The sequence below is a fragment of the Ignavibacteria bacterium genome, assembly GCA_013177855.1.
In the GTDB taxonomy this organism is placed as follows: Bacteria; Bacteroidota; Ignavibacteria; order Ch128b; family Ch128b; genus Ch128b.
This window is the reverse complement of the sequence record JABLYA010000006.1, coordinates 1-20,815: the sequence shown is the minus strand read 5'-3', so window position 1 is coordinate 20,815 and position 20,815 is coordinate 1. Positions and strand designations below refer to the sequence as shown.

The 20,815-nt window shown below is 25.3% G+C and carries 23 protein-coding genes and 1 pseudogene; 10 read left to right on the top strand and 14 right to left on the bottom strand.

The features are described 5' to 3' along the window. Positions 1–20: 20 nt before the first annotated feature. The 5 genes from HPY57_13895 to HPY57_13875 are packed head-to-tail and all read right to left on the bottom strand — an operon-like array spanning position 21 to position 7,248. The gene (locus tag HPY57_13895) at positions 21–1,688 is read right to left on the bottom strand and encodes a hypothetical protein (protein ID NPV12859.1); all 1,668 of its coding nucleotides are present in this window, start codon (positions 1,686–1,688) and stop codon (positions 21–23) included. Between the two features lie 59 nt (positions 1,689–1,747). Continuing rightward, positions 1,748–2,005 carry a hypothetical protein gene (locus HPY57_13890; GenBank protein ID NPV12858.1) on the bottom strand — a complete coding sequence of 86 codons (258 nt, stop codon included), beginning with the start codon at positions 2,003–2,005 and terminating at the stop codon, positions 1,748–1,750. Positions 2,006–2,015: 10 nt separating this feature from the next. Continuing rightward, positions 2,016–3,968 carry a hypothetical protein gene (locus tag HPY57_13885; protein ID NPV12857.1) on the bottom strand — a complete coding sequence of 651 codons (1,953 nt, stop codon included), beginning with the start codon at positions 3,966–3,968 and terminating at the stop codon, positions 2,016–2,018. Beyond that, positions 3,968–4,612: a hypothetical protein gene (locus tag HPY57_13880; protein NPV12856.1), complete on the bottom strand. Its 645-nt coding sequence runs from the start codon at positions 4,610–4,612 to the stop codon at positions 3,968–3,970. Before HPY57_13880 ends, HPY57_13885 begins: the two co-directional genes overlap by 1 nt. Then, the gene (locus tag HPY57_13875) at positions 4,612–7,248 is read right to left on the bottom strand and encodes a hypothetical protein (GenBank protein ID NPV12855.1); all 2,637 of its coding nucleotides are present in this window, start codon (positions 7,246–7,248) and stop codon (positions 4,612–4,614) included. Before HPY57_13875 ends, HPY57_13880 begins: the two co-directional genes overlap by 1 nt. A 148-nt stretch (positions 7,249–7,396) precedes the next feature. Here HPY57_13875 and HPY57_13870 point away from each other — a divergent pair, with 148 nt between their 5' ends. The 6 genes and pseudogenes from HPY57_13870 to HPY57_13845 all read left to right on the top strand — a co-directional run bounded on the left by HPY57_13870 (position 7,397) and on the right by HPY57_13845 (position 12,627). Further along, positions 7,397–8,002, top strand: a complete 606-nt coding sequence (locus HPY57_13870) for a hypothetical protein (GenBank protein ID NPV12854.1) — start codon at positions 7,397–7,399, stop codon at positions 8,000–8,002. Between the two features lie 45 nt (positions 8,003–8,047). Next, entirely contained in the window at positions 8,048–8,590 is a 543-nt protein-coding gene (locus HPY57_13865; protein ID NPV12853.1) for a hypothetical protein, read from the top strand. A 19-nt stretch (positions 8,591–8,609) separates the two neighbouring features. Further along, complete coding sequence (locus HPY57_13860) at positions 8,610–9,032, top strand: hypothetical protein (protein NPV12852.1); 423 nt, start codon at positions 8,610–8,612, stop codon at positions 9,030–9,032. Between the two features lie 785 nt (positions 9,033–9,817). Beyond that, positions 9,818–10,809, top strand: a pseudogene (locus HPY57_13855) (RNA ligase (ATP)). A gap of 238 nt (positions 10,810–11,047) precedes the next feature. Continuing rightward, on the top strand, positions 11,048–11,476 hold the full coding sequence (locus HPY57_13850; GenBank protein NPV12851.1) for a hypothetical protein: 429 nt from the start codon (positions 11,048–11,050) through the stop codon (positions 11,474–11,476). A gap of 2 nt (positions 11,477–11,478) precedes the next feature. Continuing rightward, positions 11,479–12,627 (top strand): hypothetical protein, encoded by a 1,149-nt coding sequence (locus tag HPY57_13845; protein NPV12850.1) that lies wholly within the window; start codon positions 11,479–11,481, stop codon positions 12,625–12,627. 59 nt (positions 12,628–12,686) lie between these two features. Here the strand turns inward: HPY57_13845 and HPY57_13840 are convergent, their stop codons facing one another. From HPY57_13840 to HPY57_13820, 5 genes are all read right to left on the bottom strand, one after another. Beyond that, complete coding sequence (locus HPY57_13840) at positions 12,687–13,442, bottom strand: hypothetical protein (protein NPV12849.1); 756 nt, start codon at positions 13,440–13,442, stop codon at positions 12,687–12,689. A gap of 16 nt (positions 13,443–13,458) precedes the next feature. Next, on the bottom strand, positions 13,459–13,872 hold the full coding sequence (locus HPY57_13835; GenBank protein ID NPV12848.1) for an NUDIX hydrolase: 414 nt from the start codon (positions 13,870–13,872) through the stop codon (positions 13,459–13,461). A gap of 217 nt (positions 13,873–14,089) precedes the next feature. Continuing rightward, positions 14,090–14,497, bottom strand: coding sequence for a hypothetical protein (locus HPY57_13830; protein ID NPV12847.1), 408 nt, complete (start codon positions 14,495–14,497; stop codon positions 14,090–14,092). Then, positions 14,497–14,970: a hypothetical protein gene (locus tag HPY57_13825; GenBank protein NPV12846.1), complete on the bottom strand. Its 474-nt coding sequence runs from the start codon at positions 14,968–14,970 to the stop codon at positions 14,497–14,499. Before HPY57_13825 ends, HPY57_13830 begins: the two co-directional genes overlap by 1 nt. A gap of 2 nt (positions 14,971–14,972) precedes the next feature. Beyond that, the gene (locus HPY57_13820) at positions 14,973–15,488 is read right to left on the bottom strand and encodes a hypothetical protein (protein ID NPV12845.1); all 516 of its coding nucleotides are present in this window, start codon (positions 15,486–15,488) and stop codon (positions 14,973–14,975) included. A 64-nt stretch (positions 15,489–15,552) separates the two neighbouring features. Between HPY57_13820 and HPY57_13815 the strand changes: the two genes are divergently transcribed. Genes HPY57_13815 through HPY57_13800 form a run of 4 tightly spaced genes read left to right on the top strand, consistent with a single transcriptional unit; the run spans position 15,553 to position 17,557 of the window. Continuing rightward, complete coding sequence (locus HPY57_13815) at positions 15,553–16,374, top strand: hypothetical protein (protein NPV12844.1); 822 nt, start codon at positions 15,553–15,555, stop codon at positions 16,372–16,374. Positions 16,375–16,400: 26 nt separating this feature from the next. Beyond that, entirely contained in the window at positions 16,401–16,676 is a 276-nt protein-coding gene (locus HPY57_13810; GenBank protein ID NPV12843.1) for a hypothetical protein, read from the top strand. Next, a complete protein-coding gene (locus tag HPY57_13805) occupies positions 16,673–17,203 on the top strand; it encodes a hypothetical protein (protein NPV12842.1) in 531 nt (176 codons plus the stop codon). Before HPY57_13810 ends, HPY57_13805 begins: the two co-directional genes overlap by 4 nt. A 3-nt stretch (positions 17,204–17,206) precedes the next feature. Next, the gene (locus HPY57_13800; protein NPV12841.1) at positions 17,207–17,557 is read left to right on the top strand and encodes a hypothetical protein; all 351 of its coding nucleotides are present in this window, start codon (positions 17,207–17,209) and stop codon (positions 17,555–17,557) included. A gap of 562 nt (positions 17,558–18,119) precedes the next feature. Here HPY57_13800 and HPY57_13795 read toward each other — a convergent pair. The 4 genes from HPY57_13795 to HPY57_13780 form a co-directional block, all read right to left on the bottom strand. Continuing rightward, positions 18,120–18,356 (bottom strand): hypothetical protein, encoded by a 237-nt coding sequence (locus tag HPY57_13795; protein NPV12840.1) that lies wholly within the window; start codon positions 18,354–18,356, stop codon positions 18,120–18,122. A 27-nt stretch (positions 18,357–18,383) separates the two neighbouring features. After that, positions 18,384–18,725: a hypothetical protein gene (locus HPY57_13790; GenBank protein NPV12839.1), complete on the bottom strand. Its 342-nt coding sequence runs from the start codon at positions 18,723–18,725 to the stop codon at positions 18,384–18,386. Between the two features lies 1 nt (position 18,726). Next, positions 18,727–20,205 carry a hypothetical protein gene (locus HPY57_13785; GenBank protein ID NPV12838.1) on the bottom strand — a complete coding sequence of 493 codons (1,479 nt, stop codon included), beginning with the start codon at positions 20,203–20,205 and terminating at the stop codon, positions 18,727–18,729. Positions 20,206–20,697: 492 nt separating this feature from the next. After that, a partial coding sequence (locus HPY57_13780) for a UPF0365 family protein (GenBank protein ID NPV12837.1) occupies positions 20,698–20,815 on the bottom strand: 118 nt, incomplete at its 5' end.

The following is a 20,815-nucleotide window of genomic DNA, read 5'->3' as shown; positions in this document are numbered from 1 at the left end:
ATATATTTATGAAATAAAGTCTAAAATTTTTGAAATATATATTTAAGTGATCCTGAATCATAAATTCTATTTATTTCTCTTTCTAACATAATTTCATGTTCAGATTTATTTTTATCATAACCTTTATCAACTAAAACATTTTTCCTAAACCCAAATCTATGTTTTCTTATACCGTCTATTACATAATAATAGTTTGGATTTGTTTTACTTATAAATTTTAAGCCAATTGTTTCATACAATTTACCATTAGAATGACTTCTATCTGCATATGTAGTTATTTCTGTAAATGTAAAATTTTTAGTAAAATATTTAAATAATTTACTTGCAGCACCTATAACATTAGTATTTAATTTATTACAAAATCTTAAAAGTTCCCACTCATCTTCTTTTGAAACTGAATTCATAAAAACTCGTTTTTTACCAAAAGTCATTAAAGACACTAATTCATCATTATAAAACAAACCTATTTTTACACTAGATCCAATATGTCCTTGTATATGATTTTCGTCCAAAAATTTTCTAACTAATTTATTATCATTTATTTCTTTGATTTTACACTTTCTAGCATAAATTTTATTTGGTGTTTTACCTAATTTATTTAGAATCATTGATTTAACTATATCTTGTTTAAAATTCCAATCATCTTCCCAAATGTGAATTAATTGAATTCCTTTTTCTTGACATAAATCTGTTTTATTTATATGATAATTTTTATCTTTATATAATTCACTATGCCAATATAAACCATTAAATTCAAAAGCTAAATTTAAATTAGATAAATAAATATCTAATTCATATGGAGATATAATATTTCTACAATTTAATATAATTTCACCATTATAATTTTCTTTTATAAAATTTAGTAATAAATTTTCTTTACCAGAAAATTTATTACCTATTGGATTGCATATTGTACATTGTACTGTGTTTTGTATTCGTCTTTGACAGTACATATGAGAACTAATTTCGTATGTTTTATTACATAAATCACATTTAATAGTATATATATTATTTGATATTTTTAGTATGTGTTTATTTTTTTCTTGAATTTTTTTTATTATTGTTTCTAATCTTTTTGTTAAAATCTTTTTTTTAATTTCAGTATTTTGCATCGAATAATCAACACCATATTTATCATTCATTGTTTTTAATGTTTTAATTTTAACATTTTCATTTTGCAATGAACATTTTACACCAAATTTATCAAATGTTGTTTTTAATTGTTTACTTTTAATTGTTTCGTCTTTCATAGGTGATTCAACACCATATTTTTCTAAATTAGTATTTTTTCGTTTTTCTTTAAAAATATCTAATTTATTATAATGTTTTACACCATATTTTTCTAAAAACAATCGAGTTCTTTTTTCTTTTATTTCTTCTGATTGAATTGAATTTTTAACACCATATTTTTCTAAACAGGTTTTTTCTCTCAATGCTATGTTACATTTATTACAACGATATTTATTATCTGGTGATTTTTCTAAATATTTGGTATATGCGAAATAAAAAGTTTCTTTTTCTATTCCACAAACATCACATTTTATTTTAATTTTCTGATGTGATTTTTTACTTAAATGTTCTATAGGAATTGTTAAAATTTCACCAACTTTCACATCATATCCTAATTGTCTATAATGTTTTATATTTGGTCCTTGAATTTTTACATGAACAACTGTGGTTATTATCATATAAAATAAAAAGTTTGTTCATTTTATAATTATATATAAAATAATAGTTGGTAATTTTTCTAATTATTGTGTTTATTGTAATATTTATCAACTGTATAATTCCAAAAATTTCTAACGACTAATGTTGCTTCTATTTGCCAAACCAATAAACCTTGTAAATATGATAAAAATTGAGCTGTATTAGGATTTCCAAACATTTGAGAACTAAGAAGTTTCTTCAATAAATTATTTTCATAATCAAAACCAGTATGTTTTAATTGATCATTTCTATGTTTTATATACCAAAGTTGGTTTATATGTTTATTTCTTTCTATCATATTAATTATATTATTTTTGAGTAACACCATTAAATATTACGTTTATACTATTTAGTGAATCACTATCTGTACCTTCATTATACCATATACCTTTTCTATCTCTCCAACCGCCTCTAATAATAGCGTATTCATTCTTATCGCAAATAATATCACCGTGTACATTATCAATTCCAAGTGAGATATCTTGATTATAAGCACTATTTGATTTTGCAATACCATTAACAACTTTAAAACTCTGTTGTAAAATAGGTTGAACTTTATCTTTTATTTTTGCTCTTTCAAATGTTTGTGATATTTGGCCTATTTGATATTTTGATTGAGGCGCTGGTTTTACATAACCTAAATCTGAAGCTTTTCGATGATAATCTTCATTCTTTTTACAAACAAAATAAATTGAAACTGAATCCACACCGTCAATTTCTTTAAACAATTTTATAAAATCAGATTTAGGTATCCTATCAAATCTTTCATTTGATAAGAAATAATCAGATGTTTTAGCAATAATTTCTTGTCTTATATTATCTTCATTTGCGTAGTCAAATCTTCTTATATAAACGTGCATTACATATCTTGATATAACTGGTTGAATTATTTTAATATCGGTTGTAATAGACATAGTACCAAGTTGTCTTAGATATTGTAATATTTTGTTTTGTTCATCAGAATCTAAATAAAATGCATCAAAAGGAATATTGAAATAATTAATTTCATTATTAAAATATTTTTTAATATCAGGAATTAAATATAAATAAATTTCATTATCATTCATATTATTCTTGTATTGTGCATATAAATTATTAAAATTTGCTAAATCTGCCAATATTTGTGATCTACTCTTATTTTGATTAATGTCTTGATTTATTTTTTTTATACTACTTTCAATCATAGCTTCATTAACACTAAAATTATTATCTTCTAATTTATTAAAAGCATTAACTTTTGAAAACATATTCAATCTCTTTAAATGAAAAATAAATTGATTAGGAGTAGCCAATACGAAGTTTCTTGAAACATAAGGTATAGCTGTTTTTATAAATGCTAATGATTCACCATTTGATGCAAAATTTATATCTGTTTCAACAAATATATCAAATAAATTACTTATATTTAATATATTACCTTGACCATCTGTTATATCACCTTCTATTTTCCAATCATTTGAAATAGGATTCAATATTTCACCATCAACACCATCTGATAATAAGTATTTAACTTCTATTGAAGCGCCGTTGGCTGGAACTATTCCATATTGACCTGTACCAAAATATATGTCTATACCGCCATTGAAACCACTCTTAACAACACAAGCATATTCATTTGGCAACATGTCCCAGATACTATCTTTAATATTTAATGGAGTGCCATTTATGCTTATTTTATAATTAAAATTTTCTACTTGTCTGTTGCTAGGTACATTTACACTAAATGATTGATTTTTCCTTCCAGTCCCAGTAAATCTTTGTGTTTCATAAACACCTTGTATAATTGGAATAAAGAAATAATTCATAGCATTTGTAATAGGAAATATATTCTTTTCAACATTAAGATTGACAACATATTTTAACGAATTGGTTTTATTTTTTATAACTAAACCATTTTGAATAATAACAACAGAATCTTTTATACTTGTTGCAATATCAATACCTGGTTTAAGTTTAAATTTCAATGTACCTGAAGCAGATATTGACCTACAAATATTATAACCAGATATACGAGCTGTTTGTTGTGCAATTTTTTTATTTTGAGTTGTTTCTATATCTAAAATTTTTACCGAATTTTTAAGATAAAGTATATTATGTTGAAACAATTCTTTAACAACATTTATAATTTGTCCATATGGTGATGCAGAATTTAAATTTATAGCAGAACGTCCATAAAGATTTTTCAACCAATTATTAATCTGTGAAGTTAAATCATCATATTTCAATTCAATAAATTCAAAAAATCTGTTTTTTGTTGCCATTATTTAAGTTTATTTTTTATTGTTATTCCTATGTTTTGAATCAAATTTTTTAAATTATTTAATTCAACGTTTATAGTTTCGCTATTTATCTGAAAACTTAACATATATTCAGAATGTTCTTTTTTTATACTAAATGGTATATCAATATTATTAGCACTTATTATAAACGGAAAAAATAATGATTTACAAGGTATTATATATGCTTTTGGTTCATATTTTACATTAGAAACATTTATTTCATTTATATGATTTTTTTTAAACCAATCGTTTATTAAAAATGCAGGTTTTTCAATAAAATCTGATAGTATTTTTAAATCTGGACCAAATTTATTATTGTGAAATATACTTTTAAGTTTCTTTTCAAAGTCATTAATATCTGAAAAATCAACATTAACATATTGACAATTTATATCATAAAGATATAAAAATGAATTATTTATTAGTTTTGTTTTACCATTATTGACTTTAAAAATAAGTTTTGTATATAAAATCGTATTTTCGCCAAACATTTTATTTATAAAAATAACTAATTTTAAATTATCAGAACCATCAATATGTTCATATACTGAATCAGAATTCAAAATATCAGAATCACCTAATATTTTCTTTATTGATTTTTCAATATTTTTAATTGTAATTTCCATTATAATAATTCTTTTGTGATTTTATACCTATCTTCAATAGATGATGTTGTAGAAGATGAAACTCTTAAAATATTAATTTTTAAACCTTTATAATAAGAAATTTTTGGTTTTGATTTTAAAGACCAGTTTGTACTTGGTAAATTTATTGTTATATCTGCACCATTACCCCAATTATCACCTGATGTGTGACCTGTGATGAAATAAATACCACTAAAATCTGTTATAGTATTACCGCTTTGTAGATAAAAATTATTAATGTAAACATAATCACCAACTGTAAATAAATCTTCCATTAAATATATTTTTAAATTTGTTAAACCTGTTAATATAGATTGGCCGTATGTAAAAACATTTTCATTCGTGTAATATGAATTCATATATGTTGATGCGGTTGGATTCAATGAATCATAATCAGATAAATCAATAGGTAATGTTATGCCACTTAATAAAGTTTGTTCTGTTGTTGAACCTAAACCATCATTATACATTATATTAATTTTCAGATGTTCTGGTAATTCAGACATATTTGGCATAATATAAATGTCCATGGCTTGTTTATAAGCCATATCTCTATTTAATACTATTGTTGCTGTATCTTCGACAATGTTATTATCATTATAAATATTCAATAATAATTGATTTGATAAAGGTACAGGTACAACATAACTTAAACCACTATTAGTAATATTGTAATTTAAAACATTACTAATATTTATATCTTGAATATCAGAATATTTTGTGTTAGTAACATTAACTTTAAGCGTAGGATACGTACCAGAGAAGTCCGTTTCTATTGTAGTTGTATCTGAATCTTGGAATTGGAAAGTAGAATATAATTCCAATAAATTGTTAAGATTTTCAATTTGTGATTTGATTGTATCTATATCTGTTTGAGAATAAATTAAACTTCTAAGTTCAAATAATTCTTCATTCATCCATGTGAAAGATGAAATCATATAAGTAAAGTTATCTTGAAGTTTGGCATTCGTATTTAATATATTTTGGTATAAATCAAAACCAAACATATTATAAATTGTTGTAGGATCGTATGTTAAAGGTAATACATCATTATCAATATTAAAATTAATATTTAATGAAAATGTATAACTTACACCATCTTGATTTCCATTACTAACAAGTTTTCTATATGGTGTAATTCTTCTATTATTTACATCACAGTTATCTTCATCGTCATTAGGATTGTTTAAAAATTCAATACCGTAAAGATTATTTACTACGTTGCCTGAACCATCATCAATTTCATAGTACCAAAGAATAGCATTAAAATTAAAATCTTCTGGTGGTCCATCAAAGTTTGCAGCATTAAATTCATCAAAATTGGAAATTTGATAGTCTGGTAGGTTCATTTTAAGATAATGTTCTCTATTAAAATCAATTTTTAAACCATCAATATTATTTGAATTAAAATCACGAAGTTTTTCAAAATAATTTTCAGCGTCTGTACCAATGTTATTTGATAATAGAATACCATAATAATCACCTTTATATCTTAATTTGTCACCAGATTCACATTTGTAAGTTTTATCTTCTGTATCAAAATATCCAAAGTAAGTGCCTGGATAATCTTGTGGTCTTAAACGAATTGGTGAGTTAGTATTTTCTGCACCAACAATTTCTTCTTGTTGTTCAATAGGTAATATAGGCATTTCAAGACCTGGATAATAATTTGTGTTTGTTTCAATACTAAATAAAACAGTAGGAGTTTTACCGACATGGTGAGGTATTTGAGCCGTAACTTCAGTAAAATTTCTTTTACTTGTTTGTATTTTACTAACAGCTTGTATTTCACCGATATATTCTATTAATCTATTATATTTTAAATAAACAATACAATTATATGTTGAACTATCTGTATAATTATTAACATTTAATACTAATGATGTATCAGCTGTTGTATAAATAACATTTGTAATTTCATAAGCAACTGTTTCTGCTGTTAATGAACCTGTTGTTCCTGATAAATAAACATAATCACCTTCTTTAAATTTAGCATTACCAGTTATAGTAAGAATTGGATGATTGCCTGTATATTGTGTTAAAGTACAACCATAATAATTGACATCTCTTTCTTTCCATAAATATTTTTGAAAATAATCATAATTTGTACCATTTTCATTATCAAAATCAGATAAGTTCTTATCCCAATCTATTTTATGTAATGCTGGTTCTAAATCTATAAGATTCAATTTTCTACACCATTTCCAAAATATCATTTCTGAAGGTGTCACTCTTTCATTAATGTTATAAAAGTCTGTATTTGAATTAATTCTACTTTCTCTTAATGTTGAATCATAGTTGGCAACATAGTTTCTTAATGATTCAATAAGTTGATCAGCAAAGGTTGTTGGTAAATCATTATTTGCACCTGGTTGAAAATTAAAAAATCTTGGACCATTTTCATCTTTATCGAAATTCATCACCCCTTTTGTTTGATCTCTATCTACACCAGTAGATATTACAATTTCTTGTGTTGGTATATTTAATAATACAAATTTTGTAAAATTTAATTTATAATTGTCATTTGAGAAAGCCAAGTTCATATCCTCTGCGGCAGAAGGGAACGCATAAAAACTTGTTCCCCTTGACTTCATAGACTTGTATAACGGAGTTGCCATATTATATTTATTTATATTTTATCATTATATATTAAAATATAAGTTTCATAAATGAAAGAAATTTTTTAATAAAAATTTTTTTACATCGTTATTTTGCTGTATCTTTGTATAAATTAAAAATGAAGGTTTAATTTTTAAAAACAGTACTATGACTAATAATTTCAATAAGATTAAGGAATTACTTGACTTTGATAACAAGAATACTTTCTATTTCATTCAGATTTTGAAGAGGCGTAAGGAAAATCCTGAAATGGAAAATGGTGTTAGAGTTATTGATAATTTTTACATCTACTCTATTGAGGATCTTGAAAAGTATGAAAACAGAATTATCGAAATCTGTGAAAAGAACAATGCTCGTGCTTATATTAATGTTAATAAGCTTGATGTTGAACGTGTTGCTATGTTTGTTATGAAGAAGGTTGCTGATCTTATTATTCAGAAGCAATTCAAGGCAGTCAAGAATGTTTATGTAACTGTTTGCGGACAACATAGTTCTGAAGAAAATAAGAGATGGATTGTTGATATTGATACTAACGAACTTCCTTACAAGAATGAAATTATTAGAATTATCAATGAACTTCATTCTAAGATAAAGAAGGAAGATTATAAGATTTTGGCTGAAATTCCAACTAGGAGTGGTTTACATCTTATCAGTAATCCTTTCAATTTGAAGGAATTTAACAACGAACTTAGTAAGCTGGGAATCAAGATAGATGTTCACAAGAACACACCCACTTTACTATACACAATCTAAAGAGAGACCAGATTTTCTGGTCTTTTTTTTTTATTTTAAAAATTTTTGTATATTTGCACTATAAAAAATATCATCACATATAAAGGTATAATTCGTTTTGATCCAGACAATAAGACTAAGAAACATCTTAATCAAGCTGACTGGAAAAGAATGGCTTTGGTTATGATTGATGGTGAGATAAGTGAGTTATATGCTTGGTTTATAGAGAAAAGATATAATCTTAAACTCAATAAACCGTTGCGTGGTGCTCATGTGTCATTCATTAATGATAGTGTAAATGATATTAGGAGAGGTCTTAATTGTTCTGAAAGTGAAGCAGAAGTTATTTGGAATAGTGTAAAGAACAAGTGGGATGGTAAAGAAATAGAAATATCATTAAGTGTTGATGCTCGTTCTAATGCAGAACACTGGTGGTTGGTTGTACCAGAAGAAGAAAGAAAACTTTTACATTCTATCAGACAAGAACTTGGTCTTGGTAGACCTTATTGGGGTTTGCACATGTCCATTGGTTATGCAAATGAAAAGAATATAGAACATTCTAAATACATATTGAATCTTATCAATAAGTATGGTAATGAATATAATTAACATTAAAAAATAGAAAATTATGAGTTTACTTACATTAGGAATTTTGGCAGTTGTTGCAATTATAATTACAATTTTTGGTTTCATTTTTAAAGATGAAGGTTGGAAAATATTATTTTTAATTCTTGGTTTTGTTGGTTTAGTTATTGTTGGTGCATTCGGATTTGGCTATCATGCATCATCTAATTGTGATACTATGGTTGTGGAACAATTAAAACCAGATACAGTTTTAAAATCACGAACAACAGTATATGTTGAAATTGATGGTCAAAGATTATATTTTACAGAAAAAGTTGATTTTGATGAAATAGACAATGATGCTATATTTTATAAAGTTATTTATTACAACTATTATGGTTTTGAAACATATACAATATATTCAAGAAATAAAATATTTAAAAATATTGAATGTGGAAAACTTGTTGAACCAATTAAGGAAAAATAGTTATGAAAAATAGAAGAAGAGTTTATGATATTAAGAATGATTTAGATAATCTGTCCAATTCAATTAATAACAATAAAAAGTATATATTGTTTTCAATTATTGCTGATATTATACTTTCAATACTATATTATATTTTTGTTGTTGGTAAAGGTACAAAATTTGATCACTCAGTATCAATACTTGTACTATCTTTTTTTGTAATTATATGTATGTATATTAAATACTTTTAAACTGTTTAGTAATATAAATAAATTCAAAAAAGTAAAAAGAGAATACATGATTGCCACAGAAACACCAGAACAAAGGGTGAAAAGGGAAAGAAGTGAAAAACTAAGCAGAATTCTATATTTTATCATATTATTTAATAATTTGGCTATTGACTTGGTTTGGTGTCAAATTAAGCAATTATAATAAAAAGCAAAATCCTTATGATAATGATAACACAATATCTAAAGATTACGTAATGGAAACATTTGGTGGTTGATTTTTCCACCAGTAAAATATAATCGATGCAATGGTCTATTTTTAAGAGGTTTGTTTACGGTTATGTCCAACATACATTTGGATAATGTATATAAAAGTATTGTTGATTTTTTATTTGGAAAAGAATGATGACAACTGCTATTATTGGATAAACACCTGATGACTATTATATTGATAAAAGAATATTTTTTTATTTTGAATAAAAATAGTACTTTTATATATGTTTCTCAGTTCAGTAAAAAAACTGAGTGGTGGTGACAAGATTCAAAAAATTATTGTTAAACTTAAAAATGTCACAAATGATGGAAAATAAAGAATTTAGAAAACTCGCTACAATTGCTAAGGTTGAAAACGTTGCACCGATTGAAGGTGCTGACGCTATTGAAGTTGTAACTATCCGTGGTTGGAAAGTTGTAACCAAGAAGAATGAATTCAAAATTGGTGATTTTTGCGTTTACTGTGAAATTGACTCTGTTCTTCCTGAAAAAGAAGAATTTGAATTTCTTAGAAAAGTCAATTTCCGTATCAAAACTCTTAGACTAAGAGGACAGGTCTCGCAGGGTATTGTATTCCCTCTTTCTGTGCTTCCTACTGGAGTCACAATCGAAGAAGGTCTTGATGTTACTGATATTCTTGGAGTGACTAAATACGAACCGCAAAAGGTTACTTTCCTTCTCACTCTATTAAGACTGATGAAGAAAGAATTCAGAATCTCGTAGATAAATACGATGAACTTAAAACTCACAAATACTTTGCTACTGAAAAACTTGATGGTTCTTCCACAACTTACTTCCTTAAAGATAATGTATTTGGTGTTTGTTCTCGTAATCTTGAACTTATTGAAACAGAAGACAATACATTCTGGAAAGTTGCTCGTGATCTTAAAATTGAAGAAAAAATGAGAGAATACGCTAAAAGGAATGGTATTACCAACTTCAACATTCAGGGAGAACTTATTGGAGAAGGTATTCAAGGTAATAAATACGGTCTAAAAGGACACACAGTTAGGTTCTTCCGTGCTTTCAATATTGATGCATTTGAATTCTTTGATTACGAAGTTTTCATTAATATGATTGGAGAAATGGGTCTTTTAACAGTTCCAGTTCTTGGAGTTGTTGAACTTCCAGATACAGTTGATGGTCTACTTGCTTTCGTAGAAGGTAAGTCTGCTCTTAACCCAAAGACTGAAAGAGAAGGTATTGTATTCGTTTCTACTGATTTCGTATCAAAATACAATGGTAGACTTTCCTTCAAAGGAATTTCTAACAAATTCTTACTTAAAAATGGCATGTAAATATACTTCATCTAAATTCATCCTATCTTTGTAAAACAAAAGCAAACTTTTTTGACTCTTAAAGTATAAGAGAAAAATGACATAGGTTAATGTAAATATAATTTTTTGGTTAAACAACGTGAAGTCGTTGCATCTAGCTCATACCGTTAGGTTGAGTGCAAGTGCAACGACTTTTTTATTTATTAAAACTTTTTTTTTAAATATTAAAAAATTATTGAAACAATTTTATATATATGGTATGAAATTGTTAGTAACTATATTGTTTTTAATGTTATTTAATTGTTGTTTTTCTCAAATAATGATTGAAATGACTTCTCCAGAAGATGCAAATCTAATTCTAATTGAAGTTAAAGATTCATCTCAAGCGGATGCTTACATCTATATAACAAACAAAAGAAGTGAAGCAAAAAAATGGGATTGTATGTGGAAATTTAATAAATTTGGATTTTCAAATTTCGCTATTTATATTGCAAAAGATGAAAAAGAATTACATATGTCTGAGGATGAAACAATTGATGGTATAGAAAAAACTTTTGTTTCACAAGGTAAAGTTTATTTTGTTAAAAATAAAGAAAACAGAGGTTATAGAAAAGGATTTGCTATTGAAGGTGTTATGAAAGTTACTACAACAAAAAAACTAAAAATAAGAAAAAATGAATTAGAATAACTATGGCAATAGAGAAGAACTTCAAAGTATTTACAATTAATGAATCTATTTTGGATTTAGTTAAAAATATGTTTAAAGATCCTAAGAAATTAGAAGAAAAAATAAAAAAAATCATTTTAAATGTTAAAGAAGATGTTTTAGTTAATAAGAAATTAAAAAAGAATGATATTAAAAGGATATTAGACAATTTCGAAAAAGTTCTTGATAGAGATGCAATATATGAATTAAACTTAGACTCATTCATCAGAGGTTTGCACAATCTTACTATAAATCCTAAAATAACTGACGCAAGAATAGAGAAATATATTGATTCATACATTAAAACATTACCTAAAAGAATAAAATTATATTTTAAAGATAAATCTAATAAATTTGAAAATGATGAAGAGTTTGATGAATTGAAAAAATTAAAATCTGAAAGATTATTAAAGGTTGGTAAAAAAGACTTTATTAATGAATTAAGACCTTTACAGATTGAATTATTAAGACTTCAAGAATGGTTAAAAACATCAAAAAATAAATTAGTTATTATTTTTGAAGGACGTGATGCTGCAGGTAAAGGTTCAGTAATTAAAACTATTACGGAATTCTTAGATCCTAAATATTGTCATATTGCAACATTTGGTATTCCAACAGAAGAAGAAAAAAAAGATTGGTTTTCAAGATATAAATTAAAATTACCAGCACCAGGACATATGACATTATATGACCGTTCTTGGTATAATAGAGCTGTTAATGATCCTGTCATGGGTTATTGTTCAGAAGAAGAATATAAAAATTTTATGAAAGAGGTAGTTCCATTTGAAAATAGTTTATTAGAAGAAGGTTATTATATTATAAAATTTTGGTTTTCTATTGATCAAGACACTCAAAAATTAAGATTCAAAATGAGACAGAATAATCCTCTGAAATATTGGAAATTTAGTCCAAATGATGAAAAGACTATGACTAAATGGGATTTATTCACAAAATATAAAGAGCAAATGTTTCAGAAAACATCAACTAAAAATTGTCCTTGGGTAGTAGTTGATTCTAATGAAAAGAGAATTGCTAAATTAAATGTAATAAAATATATTTTAAATAAAATCCCTTATGAACCAAAAGAAAAAACATTTTATATTTATCCAGAAGTAATTGTAGAAATATTATAAATTTACACAATTAAAAATGCAATTTTTTATTTTATGAAATATAAAAAATATGCTTTTGTTTAAATTAAATTTTCTTTATATTTTAAATTTTCAATATAATTTATAACATCGTTTTTAATATCATCAAGTGTATCATCGCCCGTATAATATAACTCAGTTTTTGAATGATAACGATTTTTTGTTTCATTTTTATTAGCAATTACAATACTTAGATAATAATCTGATAATGTATATCTACCTTTATTTAATGGATTTTCTGAATGATCAGCAACCCTTATTTGAAGCTTTATTGTTTTATCTTCATCTAGATATATACTTGCATATTTAGATTTTCTTCTTCCATATTCTTTATATAACCACTCTAATACATCATTCATTAATTTTTCGGCTGATTTTTCAGAACCATCTATTGTATAATATTCACATGATTTGTTATCTTCATTATCTTCAATTAATTTATAATATTTTGGATCGTCATAATAATTATTGATAGGATAATTATCTACATCTTCATAATTATTAACATATATATATTTGTTTGTATAACTACATATTTCAACAATTGTATTATAATATTTTGTTAATGGTTTTGCTTTTTTAGCATAATAATATGCATCTTCTTTATTAATACCTTCGTATATTCTTTCAATATATGAATCTGTATGCAAATTGACTATATAAAATGTTAGATAATAAAAATTATTTGTTAATTTCTCTTTTTCTTTATGTTGTTCATTCAATATATTTTCTTTTAGTTTTTTATTTTCGCCACAAATTTCTTTTTTGTTTATGAATTCATCCCAATTTTTAATCATTGTTTTACAATTATTTTTATATGTTAAAATCTGTTTTTAATTTATTAATAAGGTATTTACTTATTAAATCATTAATTTTTATATGATCTAAATCAGCAATATTTATTTTTATAGTTTTAGATAATTGTTCAGTTTTTGAACCATCACCAGGAGCTGTAACAATTTTATAATCATTATAATTAAGAACTAATAGACAAAGATAATATTGTACTGAGCTACTTTTTGTTTGAAAAAATGGTCCTTCAATTTCAAATTGATAAAATTCATTTAAAACAATACCCGCCTCTTCATATAATTCTCGTCTTAATGTTTGATGAGGTGTTTCGCCTTCCTCAATAGTACCAGAAACAAGAGTTAAAAACTTACCAGAAAGTTTTTGAATATTATTTCTATATTTGTATTGCCAAGGTGGTATAGGTTCACTACGCATTAGAACATAACCTTCATCTTGAATATATACAAGACAAACAACACAATCTTTTTCATCAATAAATTCCCAATCATCTTGTTTTATGACTTTTATATAACCGTCATAAATGATGGAATTTTTTTCTTTTTGTAATTGTATTTCTTGTAATTTTTTAATTTTTGTAAATTTTTCCATTGTATTTAATTTTCTTTTTTAAAGAATTTTACTTTTTATTAAATTATTTTGTAAATGTATTAGTTTTTTCAAGACCATCGAATATATATAAATTACATTTTTTAGATTCCTTAAGTATTTTATTTATATCAATTAATTTATCTATTTCTTTACTTAATTCTTTATTATCGATATTTGCTTCAATAAAATCTGATATTTCTTTTGTAACAATCTTTCTATCTTTTTCGTATGTTGAAAGTTTTTTACCAATAATTTTTGATGCTTTCAAAATTAATTCCTTTTGTTTCAAAATATCAGGTTTTCCAATTTCATCTGGTTGATGTTTTATACTGATGGCATCTGGATCAGATGTTTCAATTGTAGTTGGATTAAAATATTTGCTAGTTTCATAATAAATTAGCTCTTTATCTCCACCTAAAAATAATTCGTTTATTTTTTTAATATATTTCATTATATATCCTCCTCCAATAAATTATTTTCTATTGCTTGATCTAACAAATCATTTATTTCTTCAAGTGTTTCAATGGTTAATTCATCATATTTAACATCATAAGATCCTAATTCACTTTCATATTTATATCCACCATAGATAACAACCTCAACATCAGATGATGTAATTCTCTCAATCAAATGAATTTCTTGATCTCCATATTTATATACAGGTGAAGAATCAGCTTCCATATCTCTTATAGTAATGTAACTACCATATCTTTCTACTTTAGATATAATATCTTCAATTAATGTATCTTTATAATCTAAAGTCTTTTTAAAATCCTCCTTTTTGCCATCAGGATTTCTAAGTATAAATTCTTCTTCTCTTGTTAAAGATTTACCCTTATTCATTTTGTCAAGAATATTATCTATTTCTTTTTCTGAAAATTTTTTCTTTTCGTTAAAACTTTGAAAATTTAAAATATTTTTCATAATTATGCCTCCTCTTCAATATCTGGAAAATGTTTATCTAATAAATCATAAATCTCTTCTAAGGCATCCTGCATATCATCAGCAGAACCAACATGATCTATATTTGATAAATATTTTATTTTAGCTATTATATTGTTTCTTCCTTCTAAACCACCATAAGTCTTTTCTTTTTGTGCAGATGGTAATTCATTTAATTCTTCAACTTCTTTAATCCAATGTGAACCAACACCAGTTGCTAATATACTTTCGATTTCTTTTTGCAATTCTTTCACATTTTTAAACTTTTTAGCAGAAGACGGTAAAGACTTTTTTAACTGTAAATTAGATATTGCGAAACCAATACCAGAACCTTGCCAACCACCATAATATGAATATCCTAATGTATTATCAGGTCTTAAATAAACAGATAGTGTTGCTTTATTTGCTTCAGGTCCGTAAGTTCTATCATATAATCTAAATTTAAGTAATGATATAGTACCAATTGCTTCATTTAATTCTTCAAATTTTTTAATTTTCATAATACAACTTTATTTTTAAGTATATATTAAAAAACAAAAATAAAAATAAAATCTATAAGCAAATATGAAATACATCAATACACCCTATAATTATACTGGTTCAAAATTCAAATTACTTGAACAGATATTACCAGAAATGGATTATACCAAGAAGTATTTCGTAGATTTATTCACTGGTTCCTTCGTTGTTGGCGCAAATGTTTTAGAAAAATATGATAAAATTTTAGCCAATGATATTATATTAGAATTAATAGAAATTCATAAATCTCTGTTAGAATCAGATAATATAATAGAAAAGACAAAACAAATATGTCCTGGTAAAGAAGACAAAGAAAAATTTTTAGAATTACGTGAATCTTTCAATAAAGAAAAAACACCAGAAAAATTATGGGCATTAATGTTAAGTTCAACTAACAATATGATGCGTTTTTCACAAAAATTATTATATAATCAAACATTTGGTAAAAGAACATTTAATGATAGTACACAGAAAAAAATAGACGAATTTACAAAATATGTTAGACCGTATAAAGACAAAATAATATTTGTATCAAAACATTTTAATGAAATAAAAATTACAAAACCTTCAATGGTTTACATTGATCCACCTTACACAGAAACGGAAGCAGGTTATAATTCATATTGGAAAAGAAGTGATGATGTTTTACTTTACAACTACATAAAAGAATTGGATAAGAATGGTTCTTCATTTATGTTATCTGGTGTGTTAGGTGAACATAAAAACGGAAAAAGAAGTAAATTAATAGACGATTTAATTAATGATGGTTATAGATATAAGATATTAGATTATAACTATGAGATTGTTGCAAGAAAGAAGAATATAAAAAAATCACAAGAAGTAATAATAATGAATTATGATAGGTAGAAACTTTGGAAGATGATTTAGTGTTAATGAAGTATTATGACCACGGTTGGTGCTGGATTTATGCTGAAACATATGAAGAATATAAAGAAAAACCAAGACAATTCAAACCATATTATGTTTGGGACTTAGAATCATTAGAAAAATATCATAAACTTCGGACGAATCCGAGTGATGATATTACAGAATTTATGTGGGCAAATGGTAATAAAAAATATATTACCAAAAATGATTATTGGAAAATTACAACAAAAGAATATCTAAATACTATAAGACAAAACAAATTAAAAAGAATATTAAAATGACATATACAAATCATACTGGAGGTGCAATAGGTTCTGATACTAAATGGGATGAAATAGGCAGAGAATTTGGTGTTTTAAACCACATTCATTATTGGTATAAAAAACCGAACCCAAAATCACTACCAGAACACGAAATATCTGAAGAAGATTATAATGAAGGTGTTCAAAAAATATTATTAGCAAACAAGACTTTAAAAAGGCATAATATTGAAAAATATATGCACTTATTGGCAAGAAACTGGTGTCAAGTTAAAAATGCAGATGCTGTCTATGCTATTGGTATTATTAAAGGCAATAAAGTGGATGGTGGAACAGGCTGGGCTGTACAAATGTCGATAGATTGTGGTAAACCTGTCTATGTATTTGACCAAGAAAAAGAAAAATGGTATTTCTGGAATGATACAAAATTTGAAGTTTGTGTCACTCCCAAATTGACAGAAAATTTTGCAGGTATAGGAACTAGAGAAATAAACGAAAGTGGTATAAACGCAATAAGGAATGTTTATAAAAAGACATTTAATATATAAAATATGATTAATTATAAAAATTTTTTAATAAGAATAGATGAGGGTTTAATAAAGACTCACGACTTGAAAAAAAGTATTAAAATTATAGAACATGAGATGGTTAATTCACCATCATATAAAATTGATGTAGATTATATTAATAATACATTTTCTATATTTTTTGATAGTATACCTAGTATAAAATTTTTAGATTATTGGTTCGATATAATAAATAATTTGGGATATTATCCAATTATAATTAAAGTATGGAATCAAAAAAATATGTCGAATATATTTAATATGCCAAGCGATTCTAATACAGAAGATATTGAAACAAAATTAAATAATCTGATAAAAAATAAAAAACATATGTAGAATTTTTCTTTGATGCAAAATATGATAAAGTTTTAAAAATACCAAAAGTTTTATACCATACAACACCATTAAGAAAAAAATCAAAAATATTAAAAAATGGATTATCACCAAAATCAAACAATAGAGAAAATAATTACCCTGATAGAATATATTTTGATTTTAGCTTAAATAATTCTATTAATACTGCAAAAAGTTTAAGAAAAAATGATCTGTTAAACGATAAAGAAAAATTAGATTATTGTATATTTCAAATAAATACAAAAGATATAGAAAAATTATATAAAGATCCTCATTCAAAAGGTTGTTATACTTATGATAATATAAAACCAAATAATATAATAGATTTGAAAATTATAATTTAATATGTAGAAATAGGATATGAAACTTTTGGAATAACTTCAGTTGTATCGTGAATTTTTTTTACTTTCTTTAACATTATTACCTTTTTGCAACAACATACATTAAGTTAGACTCATTAATAAATTGTTTATAACCTACTTTTTTTTAAAATTGTTGACACTTTAACATTCAATGAAATTGTTTGAAGTTGTTATTAAGTCATTTAGAGAAGTTGTTTCAATTCAGATATAAGTTTATCTAAATCTTCACTCCTAACATATTGACCATCTTCTTCTATACGCTCATCTTTTTCAATAAATTCACCATTATATAATGTATCTATATCAACTCTTTGTAGTAATAATAAACGATTTATAATATCTGATATATTTATTTTTTTATCTTTAACATCAAAGTTATTTGATTCGTTAAATTCTTGTTGTGTCTTTATGTGTTTCATATTATAAAGTTTTTTCTTTTATTTAATTTATTGCATTTTTATTATATAATCATTTATTTTATTCAAACATAAATTAACTATATTAGTTAAATCTACATTTTGTTTCATTGTATTTTTTGTTATGTCGTCATAATTAAAAAGTACTAAATTAACATCAACCATTATAGTAATTTGTTTATATGATTGGTCAGAAACTAAAAATTTAATATTATTAACTACGTCTAATTCATCTTGACTAAAATCAGATAAATTTTCAACTATTCTATAAGTATCACCATAATATGGTTTTATCTTTTCATAGGTTTCTGTAGATTTCCAACCTATAATAAAGTTATTTTCTATTATACTTACGTTACATACTGTTATCATATTACATAGGATTAAAAATTGTAGCATCAATATTAATGCCTTTGAAGTATAACATTAATATTTGAGATGTTAATTGAGAAGTAGTAATCCAAGTGACTACAGCTCTATAATTAATGTCAGTTGATTCAACATAAAAATATTCGTCTATACCAGGATTATCTTGATAAGCATAGTAAGTTTCATTTAAATTATTTATTTGAGTCACGAAATCAAGAGCTCTATCTGCTAAGCTCGTAGTTACAGTACTGTTAATTTGATTACTTGTTGACCCATTTTGAATTATTATGCCAGCAGTTTCAGTGATATTTATTACAGTTACTTTAAATTTCTCTAATCTAGGACTTGTAGCTTCACCAGTATTAACGTCACTTAAGCAATTGCCTATAGAAGTTACATGAATAACGTCATTAAAAACACCACTAAAAATAGGATTTCCATGATTTCTAACTAACAGATTGTCAAATATTACATCACTCGGTGAACTAGGTAAATTGAAAAACCTCATGAATATATATTTATTTGTGTCAACATCAGCTGATAATCTTATTTTACCTCCATAATAATTTATTAATCCATACCAATTACCAGCTATAATATCAGGAGAAAGCGGATTATTATCTATACATTTAATTTTAAGATTATAATTAACTTCACCACCATATATATCTAAAGAATTTCCATAAGTAATTGAGGTTTTAATATCATGTACACCGTCATATACTTTTATATTGCCTTGTACATACATGATATCAATCTTTGACTTTGAGTATACACCTTTTAATACTAATGCTCCACTATCATAAACACCTTTAAAGAATAAATATGAATAATCATTTACTTCAGAAGGTGGGAAATGATAATCAACCCCTCCATTAAGATGTAAAATAGAACCCTGATTTAAAACAAATTGGTCACATCTAGATATTTTAACATCACCACTATAGCTGTAAAGCGTATTAACGTAACCACTACAGTTAATTTCGCTATGATAAACTGATAAACCGTATGTAAAACCTACTACCCTAGGACATAATAAAGTAATACGGTCGTAGCATGAATTTACTGCTATTCCTGTTTCTGAAACGATTTCTGAAGATATTATAGTACAATTCGTTGAACCATATGTAGCAAAAGCTATAGCAGCAGTTTTACTATAAATCTTATTTATATTGATGAAGGTGAATACTCCTCTTTGGTCATAAATTGAGTAACTAAGTACGGTATAAATACTTTTCCCTATCAATGAAAAAGACGCAGCATAATTAACAAAAATTCCAAGATAATAACTATATATATGATTGAACTCAATAGTCATTTCATTATATATTCGTGTATCACCTCCACTAGGATGATTAATATAATAGAAACTAGCATAATGATTTACAAAAAAGTTACCTTTACCATAAATATTAGCTGGATAAACTGCTGCATAACTAACATCTTCATAATAATAAAACATACCAGATTGATCACTATTCAAAATGATTTCACATCCATCTTCAAAATAATAGTTTATTCCTTCTTTAGTTAGTATGTTTACATTATATTTTCCAGGAAATACATATATTAAACTATACCTGCAGTATTTTATTTTAAAACTAGCAGTATCAGTGGCAGGTTTTGTAAAATAAATTTTATTATTTTGAACATCTATATCTCTTACTCTGCAAAAAGGAGGTAAATAAGGACTTCCTACTAAATCACCTACTTTGACATTATTAATATTTACTGAATCAATTACCCAATCTTGACCTTGTACAAAGTCAACAGTATTGGAGTAAACATGTGTAGTAATTGATTCCTCAGCTTTATTAATTGTAGCAAAAGGTGATGAAAGAGAACCATCACCATTTATATCATCACCATTACCGGTTACCCAGTACGACAGTTTAGCAAACTGTTGGTTTCAGCCACTCACCCACCTCTCCAAACGCGGGCACAAATATAGGAATTTTTTAAATTAAAAAAAAAATTATTTTGAATCAATATTATTTCCTTTTGATAAAGAATCGCGCATATTGGTGTCGGCTTGTATATTTTTTATTCGATAGTAATCCATAATGCCCAGATTACCATTGCGAAAAGCTTCA